Origin of the sequence: Ornatilinea apprima (assembly GCF_001306115.1) — a bacterium.
In the GTDB taxonomy this organism is placed as follows: Bacteria; Chloroflexota; Anaerolineae; order Anaerolineales; family Anaerolineaceae; genus Ornatilinea; species Ornatilinea apprima.
The window spans coordinates 85,021-104,712 of sequence record NZ_LGCL01000039.1 but is presented as its reverse complement, the minus strand read 5'-3'; the positions used below and the strand labels follow the sequence as shown (position 1 = coordinate 104,712).

Genomic DNA, 19,692 nt, shown 5'->3' with positions numbered 1-19,692 from the left:
GCGAACCGGGCGGTTTACCTGTCATGCAAGGGGAGAACATGACAGCGAAGTATTAGCGTTTGACCGTCAAATTTTGATCGGAATTCTTATGGTAATCCGGGGTGCTCCTGTCAACCTGGACGCTCCCAATTTCTTCCAACCATTTGGTGAGTGGGCCGCATTGTGGGCCGGAAACACCCTTCACTTCTCCAATAACCTTACCCTCCGGGGTAATCTGGATCTCGATTTTGTGTGGCTTATTCATCATCTATCTCCTTACCAGCGTCATTCTAATCACTCCATCTTGACCAACGGCCTCTTGAACTCCATAGCCTCGTTGGTATGCTTGCCGCCGGATCTCTTGCTTCGCATACGATTGACGAAGTTTGTTCATCTGGCTTACCACACTGTTGAGGTTCTCATCCATGTGATCGGCAACCAGATCGTATGAGGATCCGTTCCAATGGAAACCGACTCCATCATAACAACCAAGACCAACTCGGCTTGCCTCATCCTTCTGAATGGCGATTGCTACCGCCTGGCTTTCTCCACCCCACGTTTTCCAATTGCTCCATAGGGTGATGGAATTGGATCGGGCATCAAGGCTGGCCTCGTATTTCACACCCATCTCATCCAACGCTTTCTTCAAGCTGGTTGGATTTCTGAACTCGGTTTTAATCTCCCTGTATTTCGACATTTCCTACTCCCTTCGAGTCTTAATATTTTTGGGTCAGTTATATAAACTTTTAGATCCCGAAAAGTTAAGCAAACGCCCCAAATTGGGTTAAAAGCGTGCAGCCCACTAGAGGGTCAATACGCTGTTTTTTATCAAAAACGAGGTTTTGAGGGTATCTTGATTACATCTCTTATACGCCTTTTGGTGAGCCCAAATTCTTTTTTTGCCTGGAAAAATTTTGCGCTACTCCCCGATACTCGGCTTCTACGATGTTTTTTAATCTGGGTATATTGGTATGTCATGGTGTGAATACGTCCCTTACACGTCTTTTGGCGGGCTGTTTTTTTCGTCCCTTAAATCGGCTTAGGCGGTCTAAAACATCATTTTTAATAAATAGTGGTTTTTGGGGGTTCGCTCGTTTACGTCCCTTACACGTCTTTTGGTGAACCCCAATTCCCCTCTCGGCAAAATTATTTTTGCTCTACTCCCCGGTACTCGGCTTGAGCAGCATTAAAAAAGATTAGGTGTATTGATATGTCATATTCCAATTTCATCTCTTACACGCCCTTTAGCGAGGTCTTTTTTTGTGGTCTTGCCGTGACCTGGCATCCCTATACCGGGTCGTTTCAAAAATAGGGTGTTTTTATCATTTTCCGCGTTTCTTCTCTTATAACCCTTGTGGCAACCCCGGCTTTTTTTCGGTTTTTTCTCTACGAGGCTATGGCTGTCTCTAGCCTCATTTTCAAGGTAAGGGTATGTTTGTATGTCATGGTGTGATTACGTCCCTTACACGTCTTTTAGCGAACCCGGTTTTAGGTGTACGCACATGAAACCAGTTAAATAAAAAAGAGGGCGGCCCCCGATTTCTCGGTGAACCGCCCCGGTTTTGGTGAGGATGGGTTATGACGCTCGAACCACGGTAACCTGGAATTTCTTGCCGTTGATCGTGACAACCAAACCTTCGTTATTGGTTAAGACACCCGCTTGCTCGTAGGTCGAGATGCTTGCATCACAATCCTCTTCGTCAAGCCACATATAAATTGCATTGGCGATAAGATCTGACACCTCATATTCCGTCATGTCGTCATATTGTGAAGCATCTTCCTCGTCCTCGATTTCATCTTCCTCGATTTCCACATAATCTTGGACTTGATCGGCCTCGGCCAATTGCTCGCTCAATGGGGTGGAGATGGCTTCTTCAATAATCTCTTGCATCTCGCTATCAGACAGGTTACACATTTTTCGCTCTCCTTATTGAATAGGTTGAAGTGGGCCGGCCCACCTGGAGATCCGGCCCACTTTTTGAATTACGCTCGGGTTGAGAAGTAGGCCAGAATATCTTTCCATTGGCCTTCCAGAATGGGTCCAGAAAAATCATTGTCCTTGCCCCAAAGGATCGCTGTTCCAAAATCATTTTGAAAACCACTCGAAGGGACGATGGTGTAAAGGACTTTCCCGGTTTCCAAATCGCAGATCCGAATATCATCGTAGAGCTTGCCATACAACGGACAATTATTCTTGAAAATGGTGTACACCGCATTGGGATCAAAACGATTGCCCTTCTGGTTTGCATTCAACAGCTGCTCCAGCTTGCGAACCAGTTTGCATCCTTTGGCCTTCAAGGAACTGGTCCGGCAAAACCAATCGAAGAACAGATCGGATGGATCCGCTCCCGACATCACTTTCTCAACCTGGGTCAACACATTTTCTCTATCGCTCATTTTCTTGATCCTTTCTAGGTTTTATGGGGTTATGTTGATAAACTTTGAGAAACCGAAAAGTTAAGCGTTTCACTGAATTAAATAAAAAAAGGCCCGGCCTTCTCAGACCGGGCATGGTGGAGATGGATTAGAGATCCAGCATCACCTTTCTGCTCATCACCACCTGTGGTTTGGGTTCGCAGGGTTTTCCTGCAGATCTGGCGCGATCTTTAGCCCAATTCCGCAAGCTCTCAATTTGCTCTTGCATCGTCTGGCCCACCGGAATGATCTGCTGTGCCGCTTGTAGCAAATATTCTGTGGATAGGTTGGCTTCATCGAAGAACGCCGCCTCAACTGCAGATTTCACCACCTTTTCAATTTCTGCTCCAGAAAAAGACCAGGTAGCCTCCACGACCTTCTCAATATCAGACGAGAGAACATAACCCCGCTTGTCCAGGTGGACTCGCAAGATCTCTCGTCTGGCCTCTGCATCTGGAAGATCTACCCAAAAGATGTCATCGAACCGCCGGAGAAGCTCTGGTCGTAAAGACCGTACATCGTTTGCGGTCGCTACAACATAGACCGGGGATTTTGTCTCTTGCATCCAGGTCAACATCGTACCGAAAAGTCGGGCCAGGGTGCCGCCATCTGATTGGTTAGAAGAATCAACCCCGCCAATGGCTTTCTCGATCTCGTCCATCCATAACACACACGGCGCAACCGCCTCCGCTACTTTGAGCGCCGACCGCATGTTGCTCTCGGATTGACCTACCAGACCACCCATAAGGGATCCGATATCCAACCGCAATAACGGCATCTGCCCTCCGGCGATTGCTTTTGCCGACAAGCTCTTGCCTGTACCAGGTACACCAACCAACAGCACACCTTTTGGGCTGTCAACACCCGCTTCTCGCGCTTTCTCTGAAAAAGCGTTCCGCTTGATCTGAGCGTACCGCTTAAGGTTGTCCAACCCGCCGACCTCGCTCATGGTGACTGAACTATCGTAGAATTCCAGAACACCGCTTTTCTTGATGATCTGGGCTTTCTCCTTCACGATGAAGGGGATCGCGCTCTCGTCCAACTTGCCACATGCCACGGTTGCGGAATTGAGAACTCCAACCGCCTCAAATGCGGTCAATCCGGTCATGGCTTGCACAATGTTCTCTCGGTTGCCGTTGAGGTGGACCGGGTATTTATCGGGAAGATCATTACCCACGCACACCAGAATTTCGGTCAACTCCTGTTTGTCAGGTAAGGGCCAATCGATTGAAACCATCACCTTCTCCAGATCCGGGGGGATGGACACTGCAGGTGATAAGAGAACCAGGTTATGATGGGTCTGCTCAAACCTGGCACACACATCACGCAGGTAACGCACAATGATAGGATCAAAACCGCGCCCCGGATTTCCAATAATTCCGTGGAGATCTTTGAAAACAAAGAGGGTTGGATCTCCCTCAAAAGCCAGAATTTCTTCAAGGGCTGCTACGATCTCCCGTATTGTGTCTCGGTCAAACGTGACGGTGGGGTTGAGGTTGTTTGTGTCCGATGGCTCCTGTTTGAGGCCCTGGGTAACAGACCAGCTCACGATCTGGCGGTTTCGGATTGCGGCAACCTGGTGGATAAAACTCATCACCCGGCTTTCTTCATGGCTTGCTATTCCAATGATTGGATAACGCGCCCTGATATAACGGTCTAAACTCTGAATTGCGCTCTCACTCATTTCGGTTCTCCTTTGGCTGAAAAGATTTATAGGGTTATGTATATAAACTTTGAGAACCTCGAAAGTTAAGCTTAAATAAAAAGGGGGCCCTGCCGGGATCTCACCCGACAGGGATGAGGATTATTCAACTCTCTCCAATTTGGAGATCTTATAGAGGATCTGCAGCATCAACGTGGTGTCTGCTTTTGCCCGGTGCAAATCCGCATCTCCAAGATCGACCTGCAATAGTTTTGCGGCCTCGCCCAGCTTGACCCACTTGAAACCTCCGTATGGGTTGGGCATTTGGAGAATGTTGGAAACGATGAGCATGGCATCATACACCGCGAAAAAGTTTGGCGCGAACCGGATCCCGGAGATCTGATGAGATTGGTAAAACATTCTCACATCGAATGAAGCATTGTACGCCACCCAAACTTTCCGCGAAAAAGTGAACTCCAAAGCGTTCTTAAGCGACTGCAGGGAAGGTGCGAACGCAACCATTTCGTTGGTGATGTGGGTAATTTGGCTCACTTCCGGGGGAATGGGCTTAAGCGGCTTTACCAGGGTGTCCAGCATGGTTTTCCCCTCATTGTCCAGCGCCGTTATTTCAACAATCTCCGCGTCCATTCCGAACCCGGTTGTCTCGGTGTCAAAAAACACCGCGTTTGAACAGCTCACCAGATCTTTTGCCATTTCAATGGCCTGGTTGTACACCGCCGGGTTTAACAGCCGACTTGTTGAAGGTGATTGAATCATACAAACTCTCTTTCTCTTAAAATAAAATTCACCTGGACCAAGGGCCTAGGTGTTTATAAGATTATGAAAGCAATTCGATAGGTCATTCTACAAAACTCGCCCTGGATTTCACCTCGCTTTCTCTGCCTTCCTGAATAGTCGCACCTCGTAAGCTGTCTGGCTCGCAAATTTCAAGCATCTCCCGGAATTCGCTTATTTTCCGCTCCAGAAAATGTTTAATATTGATGAGGTGATCCGGCTCCAGTTTTTCGAGCGGGATCACCTCACCTTCTTTGGTGGTCCAAGTCCTCCCTTCCATTTTGTTTTACTCCACGAACCGCGCCCGGCTCACATTCATGGTATCCTTCACCGCCTTGCTGGTTAAGTCGCCAATCTGGTTGAGGATGGATACAATCTCTTCCGTGGATCGAACATCACCATCTGCCCGGCTTTTATTATCAGGGCCAATGGCCTGGCGCAACTCCACCAGTTTTGCCCGGAGTTGGTTGTCATCATGGGCTGCCATAAGGTCAAACAGATCCAAAAGGCCTTTCCCTTTCTCCGCAACCTTTCCTTTTAAGTAACCATTTTTCTTGATCGACTCCAGCATGGACTCAACATCACCAGAGATCCGGCGGCGCAGGTCATTGAACACTTCATCCAGTGGGGATGAGATCTGGTTAAGCTGCTCTCTCGCATGTTGCAACTCTGCCTCCCACATGGCCATGATTTTGGCGTTCTTTTCTTCTTCGGCTAAACGATTGATTTCAGCCTCGTGTCGCAATTGCTCACGCTCCCGCTCCATTCTTAATCGCTCATCGTGTTCGAGGGCCAACCGCTTTTGCCGTTCCTCATAGATCAGGTTTTGCAATTGCTGCGTCCTCAATTTCTCCGCTTCTAACTCTTCCTGGCCATAAAGCAAGGCGGTCACATAATCGCATTTCAGGTCATTTTCAACCTGGTTGATGGAGGGGAATTTTGCCAGCGCATCCTGAATAATCGCCTGGATGAACTCGTTTCGATCCAGTGCCTTGCCGTTCACAATGGCATAAGAATAGCCCTGCTTCTCAATCTGTTTCCACGCCGCCTCTGCAATAAGCCGAAAGTCGGCATAAACGAGATCTCGATATCCATCGTAATTGTCTATGATCTCCTGCTTCGCCTGATTGAAACGCTCGGTCAACTCAGCCCATTTCTCCCGGAATTTCTCATAAGCGGTTACCGGCAACCAGCGATAGGGCCGAAAGCCAGTAACATCAAATGAAAGGCCGTCAAGAAGTGAGCGCATCTGCGTCTCAATTGAGCGCAATTTCTTAATCTGGTCCTCCGGGATGAGGAATTTCGATCCCTTTGTGAAACGACTGGTACGAGGATCGTCAATGTCCTGAATTCCCAACTCAATCCAAGTGGTGGATCGAATAAACATCGATGTCCCGCTGATATTGAGATCTATTAAAAGACCATTTTTCCGAAGGTGGTCCAACTCAAATTTCACGGCTCCAATTTGGTCAACTGTCAGACCGGTTAAGGCCGCAACTTCCTGCTTTCGATCTGTGATAGTGGTTTCCATAACATATCCTTTCGGTTCACTTTCGTTTTATAGGGTTGTGTATATAAACTTTAAGGACCCCGAAAGTTAAGTACTTAAACTACAAAAGCCCGGCCTTTTCAGACCGGGCTTGGTGAGAATTAAAAAGGCAGGTCCTCCACGTCTGCCGATACCAACTGTTTATCGCAATTCGCACCACATTTCGGGCAAATGCGCTGTGTATAGGTATCTCCAGTGAACCACAAAGCTCCTTGGTACTCTTCCGTTTCTCTGCTGGTGATTTCCTTTGGAATAACTCGCTCATTACAATTCGGGCAAACGGTTTCCTCCATCGGTCACCCCACCAATTCATCCAGCGGGACCGGGGTGGTGTTGCCATCGACAAGATCCAGCACGCCTTGAAGATAAGCCAAAGCCTGCCAAAGCCGGTACTGGTTTTCCTCCGAATTGCCGTTTTCCAGGTTGATATTTTCCAACTGGATTTGCACCTCATCCAAAAAACAGGTCATAAACTCACCGTTTGAGGTGGGGGATTTGGGCCAGTTATTTTGTATCGCGCGTCCTTCCTGGGCCAACTTCAAGTTTTCCACTTCAACCAACAGAATTCTCATAATGCTTTCTCCTTTTTGGTTTTATAGGGTTGTCTCTATAAACTTTGAGAAACCCAAAAGTTAAGCACTCCGCATCCATTCCGGTTCGACCTCGCCACACTTGCTGCAGATCCATCCTTGCAATTTCACCTTGCACAACTTGTTTTGAAGGACTTCTCCGGTGGTGAGGAAACGCCCACAATTGGGACACTGCCTGAACACGATAATTTCTGCACCTTCACAATCTTCATATACGTTTTGTGGGGCTCCTTCGCTCCATCCAATATTTTCTTTCATTTCGCAACCTCAAAATTTCTTGGGCCAAAGTGCTGATAACCAGGTAGACATCTGTAATGACCACCCTCGCCATTTCACCCATTTCTGGATCTCCAGTTGGGGTGTTACCGATATTCGCAAGCTTTACCAGGTTGTGATCCAAAAGGACCGTTTCTTCCAACTCTTTCTTTCTCTTCTCAATCTGGTAGTTAAGGTAATTCTTTGTGTAAAATCCGCGCAACTTCATAAAACGCTCCTTACCTGGAATAGGTATTAGAATTCCAAACAGGTTTACTTAAGCAAAATAATAGGCCCCGACTTCTGCCGGGCTTTGATCTTAATATCCCAAGTGCATAGGCATTATCACATACCGCCAGGGATCCGAACTATCAACCGCAACCATTTCACCGGGCGTGTTATTGTGGTTGAACAGCAACCTCACCTGTTCGCTGTTGATGTGGCTCAAACCATCCAATAGGAAAGTGGTATTGAAGCTAATCAAGAACGGATCGCCCAAATTAGGCGCATGTAATGAGATCTCAATTTCTGATCGGGTTCCACCTGTTCCTTCGTTCTCCGCGCTATGTATGGAAGAAGGGTTCCGAAGAAGAACTGCCCCGCCTCTTTTCCATCTCTGATGACCATTGAGGCTGCTAATAATGCCTGGGCGAAAACATCTTTGTTGCACGCCTCCTTGATCCTTTCGTGGACCTCATTTTCCACGTCCTTCATGCTAGCCAACGCCATAAATTGAGCGATAGGCCAAGGGGTGAAGAACTGCCCGGTATATTTGGAGGGTAAGCCAAACTCCATGTAAACCTCACCTAATGTATCCGGGGAGGTGTCTCCTGGTATTCCATTCTCATTCCCGAAAAACACCTGCGAACGACTGCAAGATTGAATGAGGATTGCAAAGGCTTGCTTTAATAACTCAAAAGATGTGCCATACCGGAACTGAACCCGCTTGAACACCTCTGCTACCTCTGGAGGGTCTGTGTATGTCTCGCCTTTTGAATAAGCCTGGGCGATTTTGGGAAGGGCTTCCAGCGATAAGTGAGTAATTTCCAACCAATCATCGAAGATCTGTGATTGAGAATGGCCTGTCGCCGTAACCTTCTTCAGCAGTTTAATAATTTCTTTGCTCGTAGAATTCATAAGCTCACTCCTTCTAGTGATTATTTGGGGTTGCTTATATAAACTTTGAAGATGAGGAAAGTTAAACGAAAAACCGCCCGGCTGTTTACCGGGCGGTTTCGCTCAACTGCTTTGGTTTACTGAAAGTATTGGCTCGCTTGTAGAATTTGGGCAATTCTTCAATTTGGCTCGCTTTGCCTGGACTGGGTTTCTCCCTTAAAACGGCTCGCTAATTATTAATGGGTTTCTGCCTTAAGTTGGCTCGCTGTGTCTATATGGGCGTCTAAACGTTCTTGGCTCACACTGTTTCTAACACGGCTTCGTCCGTTTTCCATCCGAACTCTTCTGGAAGAAACTCGGTCGTATGGCCCAATTTCTCATTGACGTACAACGGCTTTGTGGGAAGTCCTTCCAGAATTCTCCACTCATTCCAAAGATGAGCAAGAAACACCTTGACCATTTTCCGTAAAGCCGCGTTATGGATATGGGCTTTTGTCCAATCTTTCCTGTTAGCCTCATAATATTGCCGGGCATCGTCATACACCCGGCGATATGGAGATCTGGACTTAAGGAACGAAGACCCGATCAAATAACATGCTGTTTTCGCCCTTTGGTTGAAGTGAGCTCGCTCTCCCTTGACCAGCCGTTCTCGCTTACCGTCTTGAACGCCGTATCCGCAATATCTCCACAACGCTGAAACGCTGTCGGCTTTTCTGATGTCAATCAACGAAACCAGTTTTGCCGCCAGAGTTGGTCCAATTCCCCGCACCTCCATCATTTTGTTGATGATGGGGTATTTGGCAACCAGCTTGCTGATGTCTTTGTTAAGCTCGTCCTCCAGTTCGGAGAATAGGTAATTGTACCGATCCAAAATATCTATGGTGGCTTCGTCTGCTTGATCACGCCCACCCTCAATTGCCATTATCCGATTGCCAAAACCAATCCTGATCTTTTGGATGGTGAGATCTCGAAGATCAACCAGCACTCTCAATGCATCATCAGACACTCTCCACCTCCTTTTGCTGTTGTGATAATAAGTGTTTATGGTTTGTCTTGACCAGTTCGGCAAATTTCTTTTGGAAACCCACCAACCACGACAACATATGCTCGCTGTATCCAATACCAACGCAGACCTCACTCATAAAATCAAATGGTGAGGTCCGGACCCTGTTCTCATAGTCAGACCAAAATGTGGGGAGCGCTGAATGGAGGGCATCGCAGCTTTCAAATACCTGCGGCTTTGACCAGTACAAAAACTCCATCGCCTCACCTTTGGTCATTTTCCTGCCCGGGAATTCAATCCACTCAATGACCTCCTGGGTCGGATCTGCAATAAGCTCTTGGGCTCTTGCCAACCACCTTTTGACCGCAAGATCTTTTTGCCATTTCTGCTTCAAAAAAGCTGCTCCAAGCTCTGATGGGGGAAGATCGCTGCAGAACCAGGGCAAACCCTTGTCAGGTCTGGACACCAGCCCATTTCCTTCTGTTGTAGGGCATCCCAAAATGACAATTTTGTTCTGCATGAACCCCAACATCACGGTATTAATGTTCAACTTCATTTCAAACACCGTAATGTCGGGATTGGAAAGAACCAATGCCAGTTTTGCATCTCGAAACCAGGCTGAATAATCGTCAACAGACTGTTCGTAACTCATTTTTCACCTTTTGTTGTTATGAAAATAAGTGGAATGGATGCGCGAGTTAACCAACAGCGTGGTTATAATCGTCAACCTTGAAGGTTGCGCCGCACGACTTGCAGGTGACGGTTTCTGTGACCTCAAACTCGTCATTTTTCCAGTCGCATTTTGGGCAAACCCACTCATAGCCTGACGCGATAAGATCAACACCCTCATCCTCTAACTCGTCCTGGCTGATTTCCTCATCTTCATCATCAGAAACGGCCGGATCCAATAACTCCGGGTGGCTTTCCAGATATTCGCTTACGGCCTCCACGAATGGCTGAATATCCCCCGAAACCGATTGTGTAAAATTGGAGATCGCGGCACTGATTGACTTGACAATTGGTGTGAACGCAGCCTCGACATTATCCCTAAAACCAACAACTGCTTGGTGGGCGATGTTTTGAGCAACGCTCATTCTCAGTTCGTCTCTGGAGAGAACGGTTCGCGCTCCATTCTCATAAACCACAACCGGGATATGAGGAAAGCCAAGCTCTTTACAAGCCTGGGCCAGCTCAACATAATCCAGAACGCAAAGGTTTTTATCCACCGTAAGCGGGTAAACTACCCCATGCTCTGAAACGTTGGCCTTCAACGCCGCATAATCTTCCGGGGAAAGGTTCAACCGCGTGCTTTCTTCGGTGATCACCACGCTATCGGTGGGCACAATTTCTACAAATGGACTCGCCATAATTTTTCTCCTTTTACCTGACAAGTGTTGTTTGACCGCACATTCTTGACCGCTCGATGGTGCCGATGCTATCGAATTGCTTTGACAAGCCAATGGGAAGAACGATATTTCCATCCTGACTGATCTGGATCTCGTCATCCCAATTCAAGACGACTGGACTTCCCGGCGCTGATTTCAGGGTGAGTTGAACATCGATAGGCCGTTGGTTTCTGCTCCCCCGATAGGTGATGAAGGGATCATCCAATGCCTGGATGAAAGGGCCATCCACCAACACATCAATCTGATCCAACACTTCACGCACCCAAAGGTAAGATCCGTTTGTGCCGGCTATCAACTGTTCAAACGTGTACCCGGAATAAACCTGAATATTCTTCACACCCAAGTGTTTCAACTCACGAACCAGAAACGCCAAACCGCGCACCTGGTTAAATGGTTCACCGCCGGAGATCGTCACGTTGCCGTGAGGTTGGGCCAGGTGTGCCAGTTTTCGGGCAAGATCTTGCTCATCGTAGAGATCTCCAGAATTGGGATCCCAAAGGGCGACATTCTGGCACCCTGGACACCGGATTGAACATCCTTGAAAAAAAACAACGGTCCGCTCACCGGGACCGTCCACCAAACTGCTATTGATGATTTTGTTTACTCGAATCATGGGCTGCTTTTCCTTTCTGGTAAGGTATGAGGTTGTTTATATAAACTTTGAGGGCCAGAAAAGTTAAGCTCATTCCTCGATCACAACAATCGGCTGTTGGTAAGTTGTTGCCGTAGATGGTCCAACGCCTTCTTTTCAATCTTTTGAACACGCTGAAACGCGACACCCATTTTCTTTGACAGCTCTCGTTGCGTCATTTCAGGCTGCCCCCAAAGGCTGAACCGATGGGCCATAACCGTCTGGTATTTCTTCGGCATTTGGGCAACGATAAGCTCAACCTCGGACAACAGGGCTGAATGGATGGCATCCGACTCTACGTTTACCTCACTCGGAATTGTCTCTCCTTCGTCCAGTTCTTCTCCATCATCGGAAAGCCTGGGGGAGTGAGAATATCCGGATTGGATGGAGAGGGTTGCTAGACCGACTTCGTCCTCCGGCATCCCGGTAGCGTCCACCAGCTCTCTTACCGTTGGTTCCCTGCCTTGTTCTGCGAAGACTTTAGAATAGGCCCGCCGAAACTCCATCAGCTTCTCGGAGAAACGATAGGACACAGATGTTCCCGCGTCTGATTTCAGGGCCTCCCTTCGGATATAGGCGCGAACCCAATAATAAGCATAGGTGGAGAAGCGATTTTCTTTTGAATCATCCCACCGTTGGATTGCCATGCAGAAACCTATTGACCCCAATTGAACCAGGTCGTCCAATTCCAGATCATTCATACGCTCTGGATGATAGTATTTCCGCGCAATTGACTGGATGAACCGTTGGTTACGCTGGAGAAGTGTTTCAACCGCGGATTGATCCCCTGATTGCGCCTGTTTTAACAGACGCCGGGTTATATCCTCATCTAGTAAACAACCATTAGAAGTTTTCATTATTCACCTTTAAGCCTACCTGGTAATAAACCTAGAAGCCGATCCTGAGCTAACAGGTATTTGGAATGGTCCTTCTCAATGCCAATTGCCTTGCGTTTCAGGTTCATGCACGCAACCAAAGTTGTTCCAGAACCACAAAATGGATCCAAAACAACCGCCCCTGGGTTGGTGTATATGCGGATAAGGCGCTCAATAAGGCTCAACGGCTTTTCGTAAGGGTGGATTGGTGGAAGAACCAATCGATCATCATACACCCCGGTCATCTGAGACCAATGGAGTGGATTGAAAGCGCCCTTTTCTCCACGCTTGACCAGGATCATTTCTACGAACCGACCACACCGCTTTTGGAAGTTTTTCGTTGACGGTGTTTTGATCCAGAAAAGGATTTCATCCGGCTTGAAGAATTGATTTTCTGGAGAACAAAACATGATCACATTCCCACCCGGCTTGACGACCCGGAAGAGGTCATCAAGCCAATTTGGGGAAAGCTCATCATAAGGCGGGTCCGTGATGACCGCATCCACGGACCCGCTCTGCATCTGTGCCAGCATAATTGCTGTGTCACCATTTCGTAATTCTTGCATGTTGCCTCTTTTATAAAGTTGTGAAAGCAAATCAATAGGACATCATCGGCCTGGCCGATTTTCCAACCAACTTAATGACCTTGAACCGACCATCAAATATGCGGTCCCGCAGATAACCATCGATGAGGGCCGGATCTGAATTGCTGGCCATGATGGTTATGTTTTTCCTGCCACAGGCCTTTTCATAGCGCCGATCCATCAAGACAAAACGGCGTTCACTTGCGTAAGCTGTATCACGCACGCGGTCAAATTCGTCTATGCAAAGAAGGGGAATGGTAGACCAGAAATCCAACCTGGCCTGGCTGTCCTCGGATGGATTGCTGCTGTCATAAGCTGATCGGAGATGATCCAAAAGCTCTGCCATACGCACATAAGACGCTGGCTCCTTGCGCTCTCGAATGTATGAGGAAACGGCTGTCTTAAGGATGAGGCTCTTGGCTAAACCAAAATCTCCCCAAAGAAAGATCCATCCATAGCCACGCTCCACTACTGTCTGAACTGCCTCGACTGCTTTTCCCACACCGTTGAAGTCAGCGATGTTGGACCAAGATAGGTCGCGCTCATCACTTTCCAGACCGCTCCGGCCTTTGTAATGAGTAAAGAGATCTACATTCGGGCATAATTGCGCCTTACCAAACCCCGGATCGCTAACAGGGAGATCTTGCCGGACATACCCAATACCACCGCAAATCTCACAATCCGGCTTACAAATGCCGGTATAGGGCTTTGGTGGTGAAGGTGGCGTTGAAGTGTTTACTCTTGACACACTATCTGCAATTTTGCGAGTTAAATTGCTCATGGTATCCATATAGACTTACCTTTCTAACTCGATAGAGTTTTAGAATGTGGAATTGGGATTATTCAACACCTGGAAAAGGTGAAAGGCCGGATGAAGAATTTTGTCTCGCCTGATTGAGTTTGGCCTGAAATTCCGCAACCTCGGCTGGATCGTAGTTTTCCAGACCAACTTTGGGTGTTTCGGCTTGAACTCCTTTCGCCCTGAATTCGATCACCTTTCCCCTGACTGACCGCAAGATTGCGCCTGGGTGATCTACGCAATAGGTTGATTTAAGCCAATCAGAATAGACCGCCTGTAAAACCTTGTTGAGTGGGTAATCTCTGCAAGCCGACTGGAGATCTTGCGCCTCTTTGATCCATTGGGCGAATGTACCGCCTCGCCCTCTTTGTGGCGGCCTGGGCGGGTCAATTTTCCAAAGATCCAGAAACGCCTTAAGAGTAGGTTTCACCGCTTCGGGGAAGTTTGCCAAAGGATCTTCCGACTTCTCCGCAAAGGAAAGAATTCCATCCAAAAGATCACCCTGCTTCTTGGCGGCTGTTACTCTCTCGCGCCGTGGAACGGCGCAAGTATTAGGGTTATTCTTAACAGGGTTATTCTTAATAGGGTTATTCTTTAGTTCACCTGGTGAAGGGGGGTGTTCACCTGGTGAAGAGGGGTGTTCACCAGATGAACGACCCACGCCGTTTTGGGTGAATTTCTTGAAGTTATTAGCCCAAATATCCACGATGGTGATGTTGTGATACCTGTTATTATCCTTTGTGGTCTCCAGCGTAACCACAATAAGCCCGGCATCCTGTAATTCTCGTTTAGCGTTTACTACCGAACCCGCAGACATTTTGCACACTTTTGCCAGGGTGGAGTTGGACTGCCAGGACGCTCCATTTTCCCCCGCCACACGTTTGAGGTGGGCGTAAAGCCGGAAAGCATAAGGGGAAAGCTCCAGATCATCCACCATATTCGGGATCTCGAAATAGTATTTATGGTGGTTTACTTCCATGATGTTATTGAGAATTTCCTCGTCCATTTTCAAACTCCGGGTAACCTAGCTTGCAAATCGTTTGGACTTATTTTCCAAAGTTTTTTAATTCCGTTGATTTTCCTTGCGAGCGCAGCTTGCCGATCTTGTTGTTCCTTGATGAAGTTGACACACTCTGCCTTTGTTCCCAACCAATAACCGCCCTGTCCGCTATCAGACAGGATGGGTATTCCGCGCTCTTGCATCCTTGCGATTGCTGATCGAACCTGACGGTCCAGGGTGGAAGTCTGCGCTGGCTTTTGGTCCACACGGCCAAACACGGCAAAGACAAGATCTCGCCGCTTGATCCTGTTCTCACTGCCCACATGCCGGATGAGGATCTCCATAATTCTTTGCTCAACCCCCGGCGGCATGGTGAGAAGGATCGTTCGATAAACGTTATTAGTCGCCATATCCATTCTCCAGGTTGGGTTGTGCCAGGTCTGCCATTGGCGAGAGCTGCTTTGCCAATTGCCGGGCCATATCAGGGGTGAGGATGATTTTCTGGCCGTTGGGCGTTTGCACAATGACCGCCGGACGATTGCCAGGGATTGCCATTAAAGATACATTTCCGGCTGGCTCCGAATTAAGTATTTGGTTTACGACCTTTAGATCTAACAGCATTGGGATTGCTCCTTTCTTTATGAGGTTGTGTTATCAACTACAAACTTTGTCGCGCCGAAAAGTTAAGCAAAAACAAAAAAAAGCCCGGTTTTCACCGGGCTTTTGAGTTTGTGTTTAGTATGGCAAAGGCTCGTGATCGTCAAATGGAGGTAACTCATCGTAAGTTGGCGGTTGAGGAACGGCCTGGGTCTGGCTTGGTTGAGGTTGGGCTTTTCGCGCATCGTAAGCGTGAAGCCACTCCTGCGCGGCCTCAATATAGACTGCCATAGACGCGGCGTTATCCTGGCCCACAAAAAGTTTGGTGATGGTGTCCTCGGTGATCTGTTTGGGAATGTAACACGACACCGGGGTAATGGCCTTCTGGCTGGTTTTGCCCACCATCACCTGTTTACGCTCCGTACCAAAGGTGCCAACTGCAGCGTAGAAACACCACGCAGGTACATTCGGGGCAACCTTTTGCCGGATGGATTTTGTTGCCCGATCCCACGCCGCAAATGAATCTTGCAGGTTTTTCGCCTGGAAGCCTTTTGCGGTCAACATAACCGGCCCCAAAGCATTGAAAGATCCGTCCTCGTGGCGGGAAGCGAGCAGCGCAATCACCTGCAGGTGTTGTCTCCCGCCGGGAACGTACTCGATATATCGCCCTCCGTCCTGGGTGGTCCAGGTAAGGCGACTGCACATCGGGGCAACGATAAGGGATCGGGAAGTGCAGGTTTCCAACGGCTTATTGTCGCTGGTGACCAGATTGGTTTCAACCAACCCTGCGTTTTCGGAAGGATCGGTGAACCATTCCTCTTTGGTGGCCCGGTCCCAATGCTCTTTGGAAACCGCCCAACCGCCGAAATAGCTTGCGCCGCCAACCTGGAGAAGCCGGGCATCTCCGTTCAAAAACCAGAAGGTGGGGGTGAAGAAGGGAAGCTCAATCGCGCTCCCAACCTGCATCCCTGTATTAAGGCTTGCGCTGACATCATCGGGAAGTGTAATCATGATTTTCTTGTCCTTTCTTTGAAAAGAAAAATGGTTTGATGGAGATATAAACGCTGTCGCAAGGAAAAGTTAAGCAAAAAAAGCCGGGATCTCCGGCTTTCTTTAGGTGGTGGAAGGGCTGCTGAATTAGATCCGTTGAAGGCGCATAGTGGTTAAGCCGCCTTGCTCTTTGAACCGCGCCTGGAATTTGGCTGGATCCCAAAAGAACACTGAATTTTTAGAGAATGAGATATGGCCGTCAATTTCCCTGCGGAAGGTGTCTGCCACAATGTCCATCAGGGCCAGCTTGGTCATGGTGTCTACCTTGCCAGATTGAAGGGTCAGAATTCCGTGAACCGCTCCATCACTGGTGATGGTGAGTTTTACCTCAAAAAGCTGGATGGATTTTGCCGCCGCTTTGCTCATGATTTCTTTCGCTATGCTGTTTGCCATTTTGGGTTTCTCCTTTTATCTCTGGTTTTATAGGGTTATGAAAATAAGGGGATGAGGATTACTCCTCGACCCCCTTCAATTTCTTCGCAATTTTATCGATCCGCATGCTCACCGCCGCTCGCGAGATATTCGCCTCTCTCGCAATTTCGGCTGGCTTGTAGCCCATGTAAAGCATGTAAACTGTCTCTAACTCACTCTGTTTAAGATTGGAGGTGGCTGTCTGGACGAAGGTTTCCACCATTTCGTTATAAAGGACCTCGGTTTCCACGGCCTGGATATTTTGGAGAAGTTTTTCCCGGACTTCGGCTGTCATTTCAAGATCTTCGGCCTGGTCCTCGTCTTCCGGGTCCACCACATTTCCCAACTCATCAACAAATCGGAGGTAAACCTGCGCCTTTTGGCAAATGTGGCTCGCCTGGAATTTCGCAAACTGGATGATGTAGGCATCCGTCTGGTTGATGAACTCAGGATCAACCTGCGCCTGGTTGAGGATTGCGGTTACCAGATCGCTGTAGATGTCTTCGGGGTCAACGTAAACGCCAGTGGATCGGCTGAATTTATAGGCAACACTCCGCAGTTTGGCGGCTAACTTCTGAATTTTGTTGGCGGTGGCTTCGGTGGTGATGGTGGCTTTCTTCGTCATTTTGGGTTCCTCCGTGGTTTTGAGTGAACTGTTTTTTCTTTCATTATACATCGTAATTATACTACGTTGTATAATTGTTAAGTTAAATTCGTAATCATTATCGTAATATTAATCATGTGATAAATGTCATATTGTAATGCTATGATTACACTCTACAATACAATTAAATGATAACAATGGAGGTTTCAATGTTGCGATTGCAAATCAAGGGGAGCGAGATCTTGAAGATGTCAGGGGAGGCGAATAATCATCGTTTGGCTTTGAAGGCCAGGGTGTCTTACCCCACGGTGGATCGCTGGATTAACCGATCTCAGAACGTCCAGTCGATTGACCTGGCTGCTTTGGCTAATTTGCTGTTAGATGGGATTGGCCTTTCGCCAGATGAGCTCTTGGCCCGGCCTTTGGGTGATTTCTTTGAACTGGTGGAAGTGGATCAGAATTAACAAAAAAAGTCCCGGTTGTGATGACCGGGACAATGACTACTTGGAAGGCTGTTAGGTTGTTATATGTTTGCTGCGACCCTGATAAGGTCAAACGCCTTTGCTAATGCTTTTCCAACCTGGGGAATGGTCTCCGCAACCGGGGTATACTCGTTTGATCCAATTTCATGAAAAGCGGTTTTCGTTTTCCCATCTGGAAGGATCTCGGCTGCAAAACTGACCATGATCGGGCGCTCTAATTTAATCGGCTCATCGAATTCTTCGCCGTAAGACCTGTGGATTGGGGTTCCGGTGGATTTCACCGCCGAAATGTTCACGGTGATACCATCCTCTTTGATGAATAGAAGGCCGAAGGAATTGAATTCGTGAAGGGCCATGACGCACCTTAAAAACCGAATATCCGATGAAGAAAAGATCTAGGGTGGGCGATGGGTTTCGAACCCACAACCTGTGCATCCACAGTGCACCGCTCTGCCGTTGAGCTACGCCCACCATGAGGTGGTTTTACTATGATGGGCTGCTAACTTAAGCCAGTGGAAATTTATTCCACAGTGCAGCGCTCTGCCATTGAGCTACAGCCACCATAGTGTCCAAGATTTTATCACACAGCGCCCGCATTCGCAAGCAATTTCTTTAATTCCAACACCAGCTCTGCTTGAGCGACAGTGAACTGCTCACGGCTGGCTAAATCCTTAATCGTTGCCTTGCCCACTTCTTCTTCATCAGGGCCCATCACTACCACATAGCGGATGCCCATCCTGTCAGCATACTTAAACTGTTTTTGTAATTTTCCAGCCGACGGGTAAACCGCCGCCCGAAGGCCCTGCAAGCGCAGTGAATTGGCTAGTGCAAATGATTTGGGCAATAATGCATCATCAAATACCGTTACCATCACCGGTGCTGGAGAAATCTCGAACTTTGGCATACATCCATACTTTTCCAGTACAATCCCAGCCATCACATCGCCCATCGCGAAACCAACACCCGCCAGCGGATCACCGCCCACGTCAGCCACTAGGTTACCGTAATGCCCACCGCCCAAAATGGAGCGGCCTTCGCGGCCCTGATCTTTAGCCTCAAACACAATGCCGGTGTAATACTCCAACCCGCGAATAATCTGCGGGTCAAAACGCACATACTGGCGAAGATTCATCGCCTCCAAAATCTCAAACAAGCGGGTGAGATCGGGTGATTTTTTCCATAAATCCTGGTCAACCAGCAAAGCTTCAATTCCTTGCATCTGGGTTTCGCTTAAGCCCGAATCCAGTCCGTATTGCCGCCAATCTTGAATGGGCATCTTTTCTTTCCGGTCAATCAACCGGAAGACAGTCCGTTTCAAATCCGGCGTGATATCCAAACGGGTCAACTCGCTGTCCATCAGCTTCCGGTCATTCACAAGAATGGTTACCTGATCAGGCGTTAGCCCCACTTTTTGGAAAAAGTAGATGCAGACCGATACCAGTTCCGCATCCGCTTCAGGAGAATCCTCACCGATTAAATCGATATTCCACTGGAAGAACTCTCGCGTTCTCCCTTTCTGAGGGCGTTCATACCTCCAAAACGGCCCAAATGACCACCATCGCAGTGGGAAAACCAATTGATTCTGGCGTTGTGCCACCATCCGAGCCAAGGTTGGTGTCAGCTCCGGGCGCAAGGTTATATCTTCGCCCGAACGATCCTGAAACACAAATGATTGTTCCTTGACCAGCTCTTCACCCGATTTGGCCGCGTAAAGATCAATCTTTTCCAAAAACGGACCATCATATTCCTGATAGCCAAACTGAGAGGAGACCTCTTTAATCACCTCATAAAGCCAGGAACGAACACCCATTTCTTCAGGGTAAAAATCGCGAGTACCCTTGACTGACTGAATTGTTGTCTTCATGTTCTCTCACCCATCGTTTAGTGTGGCTCAATTTTAACACATCCT

28 protein-coding genes and 1 tRNA gene are annotated in these 19,692 nt (G+C 48.1%); 1 reads left to right on the top strand and 28 read right to left on the bottom strand.

The features are described 5' to 3' along the window. Positions 1-52: 52 nt before the first annotated feature. The 25 genes from ADN00_RS20605 to ADN00_RS15675 form a co-directional block, all read right to left on the bottom strand. On the bottom strand, positions 53-244 hold the full coding sequence (locus tag ADN00_RS20605; protein ID WP_160317546.1) for a DUF2997 domain-containing protein: 192 nt from the start codon (positions 242-244) through the stop codon (positions 53-55). Between the two features lie 3 nt (positions 245-247). After that, on the bottom strand, positions 248-676 hold the full coding sequence (locus ADN00_RS15785; RefSeq protein WP_075063964.1) for a DUF1257 domain-containing protein: 429 nt from the start codon (positions 674-676) through the stop codon (positions 248-250). Between the two features lie 879 nt (positions 677-1,555). Beyond that, the gene (locus ADN00_RS15780) at positions 1,556-1,894 is read right to left on the bottom strand and encodes a hypothetical protein (protein ID WP_075063963.1); all 339 of its coding nucleotides are present in this window, start codon (positions 1,892-1,894) and stop codon (positions 1,556-1,558) included. 68 nt (positions 1,895-1,962) lie between these two features. Further along, the gene (locus tag ADN00_RS15775) at positions 1,963-2,376 is read right to left on the bottom strand and encodes a hypothetical protein (RefSeq protein ID WP_075063962.1); all 414 of its coding nucleotides are present in this window, start codon (positions 2,374-2,376) and stop codon (positions 1,963-1,965) included. A 127-nt stretch (positions 2,377-2,503) separates the two neighbouring features. Next, positions 2,504-4,078 (bottom strand): AAA family ATPase, encoded by a 1,575-nt coding sequence (locus ADN00_RS15770; protein WP_075063961.1) that lies wholly within the window; start codon positions 4,076-4,078, stop codon positions 2,504-2,506. A 120-nt stretch (positions 4,079-4,198) separates the two neighbouring features. Beyond that, positions 4,199-4,813 carry a 3'-5' exonuclease gene (locus tag ADN00_RS15765; RefSeq protein ID WP_082390226.1) on the bottom strand — a complete coding sequence of 205 codons (615 nt, stop codon included), beginning with the start codon at positions 4,811-4,813 and terminating at the stop codon, positions 4,199-4,201. An 82-nt stretch (positions 4,814-4,895) separates the two neighbouring features. Then, entirely contained in the window at positions 4,896-5,111 is a 216-nt protein-coding gene (locus ADN00_RS15760) for a hypothetical protein (RefSeq protein ID WP_075063960.1), read from the bottom strand. A gap of 6 nt (positions 5,112-5,117) precedes the next feature. Beyond that, positions 5,118-6,362, bottom strand: coding sequence for a hypothetical protein (locus ADN00_RS15755; protein ID WP_075063959.1), 1,245 nt, complete (start codon positions 6,360-6,362; stop codon positions 5,118-5,120). A gap of 314 nt (positions 6,363-6,676) precedes the next feature. After that, positions 6,677-6,952, bottom strand: a complete 276-nt coding sequence (locus tag ADN00_RS15750) for a hypothetical protein (RefSeq protein ID WP_075063958.1) — start codon at positions 6,950-6,952, stop codon at positions 6,677-6,679. A gap of 226 nt (positions 6,953-7,178) precedes the next feature. Continuing rightward, on the bottom strand, positions 7,179-7,454 hold the full coding sequence (locus ADN00_RS15745; RefSeq protein WP_075063957.1) for a hypothetical protein: 276 nt from the start codon (positions 7,452-7,454) through the stop codon (positions 7,179-7,181). A 90-nt stretch (positions 7,455-7,544) separates the two neighbouring features. After that, positions 7,545-7,682: a hypothetical protein gene (locus ADN00_RS20600; RefSeq protein ID WP_407944723.1), complete on the bottom strand. Its 138-nt coding sequence runs from the start codon at positions 7,680-7,682 to the stop codon at positions 7,545-7,547. A 23-nt stretch (positions 7,683-7,705) separates the two neighbouring features. Continuing rightward, positions 7,706-8,362 carry a hypothetical protein gene (locus ADN00_RS20050; RefSeq protein WP_075063955.1) on the bottom strand — a complete coding sequence of 219 codons (657 nt, stop codon included), beginning with the start codon at positions 8,360-8,362 and terminating at the stop codon, positions 7,706-7,708. A gap of 277 nt (positions 8,363-8,639) precedes the next feature. Then, a complete protein-coding gene (tas, locus tag ADN00_RS15730; protein WP_075063954.1) occupies positions 8,640-9,347 on the bottom strand; it encodes a TIGR-Tas system RNA-guided endonuclease in 708 nt (235 codons plus the stop codon). Next, positions 9,340-9,996 (bottom strand): hypothetical protein, encoded by a 657-nt coding sequence (locus tag ADN00_RS15725; RefSeq protein WP_075063953.1) that lies wholly within the window; start codon positions 9,994-9,996, stop codon positions 9,340-9,342. The genes tas and ADN00_RS15725 overlap by 8 nt, the downstream gene beginning before the upstream one ends. Positions 9,997-10,042: 46 nt before the next feature. Next, positions 10,043-10,711 (bottom strand): ParB N-terminal domain-containing protein, encoded by a 669-nt coding sequence (locus tag ADN00_RS15720; RefSeq protein ID WP_075063952.1) that lies wholly within the window; start codon positions 10,709-10,711, stop codon positions 10,043-10,045. A gap of 13 nt (positions 10,712-10,724) precedes the next feature. Continuing rightward, the gene (locus ADN00_RS15715; RefSeq protein ID WP_075063951.1) at positions 10,725-11,363 is read right to left on the bottom strand and encodes a 4Fe-4S single cluster domain-containing protein; all 639 of its coding nucleotides are present in this window, start codon (positions 11,361-11,363) and stop codon (positions 10,725-10,727) included. 80 nt (positions 11,364-11,443) lie between these two features. After that, positions 11,444-12,238, bottom strand: coding sequence for a sigma-70 family RNA polymerase sigma factor (locus tag ADN00_RS15710; protein ID WP_075063950.1), 795 nt, complete (start codon positions 12,236-12,238; stop codon positions 11,444-11,446). Further along, positions 12,238-12,822 (bottom strand): DNA-methyltransferase, encoded by a 585-nt coding sequence (locus ADN00_RS15705; RefSeq protein WP_075063949.1) that lies wholly within the window; start codon positions 12,820-12,822, stop codon positions 12,238-12,240. The genes ADN00_RS15710 and ADN00_RS15705 overlap by 1 nt, the downstream gene beginning before the upstream one ends. Before the next feature lie 31 nt (positions 12,823-12,853). Beyond that, on the bottom strand, positions 12,854-13,630 hold the full coding sequence (locus ADN00_RS15700; RefSeq protein ID WP_075063948.1) for a P-loop NTPase family protein: 777 nt from the start codon (positions 13,628-13,630) through the stop codon (positions 12,854-12,856). Positions 13,631-13,679: 49 nt separating this feature from the next. After that, entirely contained in the window at positions 13,680-14,645 is a 966-nt protein-coding gene (locus tag ADN00_RS15695; protein ID WP_075063947.1) for a helix-turn-helix domain-containing protein, read from the bottom strand. A 2-nt stretch (positions 14,646-14,647) separates the two neighbouring features. Beyond that, on the bottom strand, positions 14,648-15,049 hold the full coding sequence (locus ADN00_RS15690) for a hypothetical protein (RefSeq protein WP_075063946.1): 402 nt from the start codon (positions 15,047-15,049) through the stop codon (positions 14,648-14,650). Then, complete coding sequence (locus ADN00_RS20045; protein ID WP_160317544.1) at positions 15,039-15,194, bottom strand: hypothetical protein; 156 nt, start codon at positions 15,192-15,194, stop codon at positions 15,039-15,041. Before ADN00_RS20045 ends, ADN00_RS15690 begins: the two co-directional genes overlap by 11 nt. Positions 15,195-15,374: 180 nt before the next feature. After that, positions 15,375-16,247 carry a hypothetical protein gene (locus tag ADN00_RS15685; RefSeq protein WP_075063945.1) on the bottom strand — a complete coding sequence of 291 codons (873 nt, stop codon included), beginning with the start codon at positions 16,245-16,247 and terminating at the stop codon, positions 15,375-15,377. 126 nt (positions 16,248-16,373) lie between these two features. Continuing rightward, positions 16,374-16,679 carry a hypothetical protein gene (locus ADN00_RS15680; RefSeq protein ID WP_075063944.1) on the bottom strand — a complete coding sequence of 102 codons (306 nt, stop codon included), beginning with the start codon at positions 16,677-16,679 and terminating at the stop codon, positions 16,374-16,376. A 58-nt stretch (positions 16,680-16,737) separates the two neighbouring features. Then, on the bottom strand, positions 16,738-17,322 hold the full coding sequence (locus tag ADN00_RS15675) for a sigma-70 RNA polymerase sigma factor region 4 domain-containing protein (protein ID WP_075063943.1): 585 nt from the start codon (positions 17,320-17,322) through the stop codon (positions 16,738-16,740). A gap of 188 nt (positions 17,323-17,510) precedes the next feature. On the opposite strand from ADN00_RS15675, the gene ADN00_RS15670 reads away from it, so the two are divergent. After that, positions 17,511-17,765, top strand: coding sequence for a hypothetical protein (locus ADN00_RS15670; RefSeq protein ID WP_075063942.1), 255 nt, complete (start codon positions 17,511-17,513; stop codon positions 17,763-17,765). A 59-nt stretch (positions 17,766-17,824) separates the two neighbouring features. Here the strand turns inward: ADN00_RS15670 and ADN00_RS15665 are convergent, their stop codons facing one another. From ADN00_RS15665 to hisS, 3 genes are all read right to left on the bottom strand, one after another. Continuing rightward, complete coding sequence (locus tag ADN00_RS15665; protein ID WP_075063941.1) at positions 17,825-18,139, bottom strand: hypothetical protein; 315 nt, start codon at positions 18,137-18,139, stop codon at positions 17,825-17,827. A 43-nt stretch (positions 18,140-18,182) separates the two neighbouring features. Beyond that, positions 18,183-18,254, bottom strand: a tRNA-His gene (locus ADN00_RS15660). A 109-nt stretch (positions 18,255-18,363) separates the two neighbouring features. Continuing rightward, positions 18,364-19,647: a histidine--tRNA ligase gene (gene hisS / locus ADN00_RS15655; RefSeq protein ID WP_075063940.1), complete on the bottom strand. Its 1,284-nt coding sequence runs from the start codon at positions 19,645-19,647 to the stop codon at positions 18,364-18,366. Positions 19,648-19,692 lie beyond the last annotated feature (45 nt).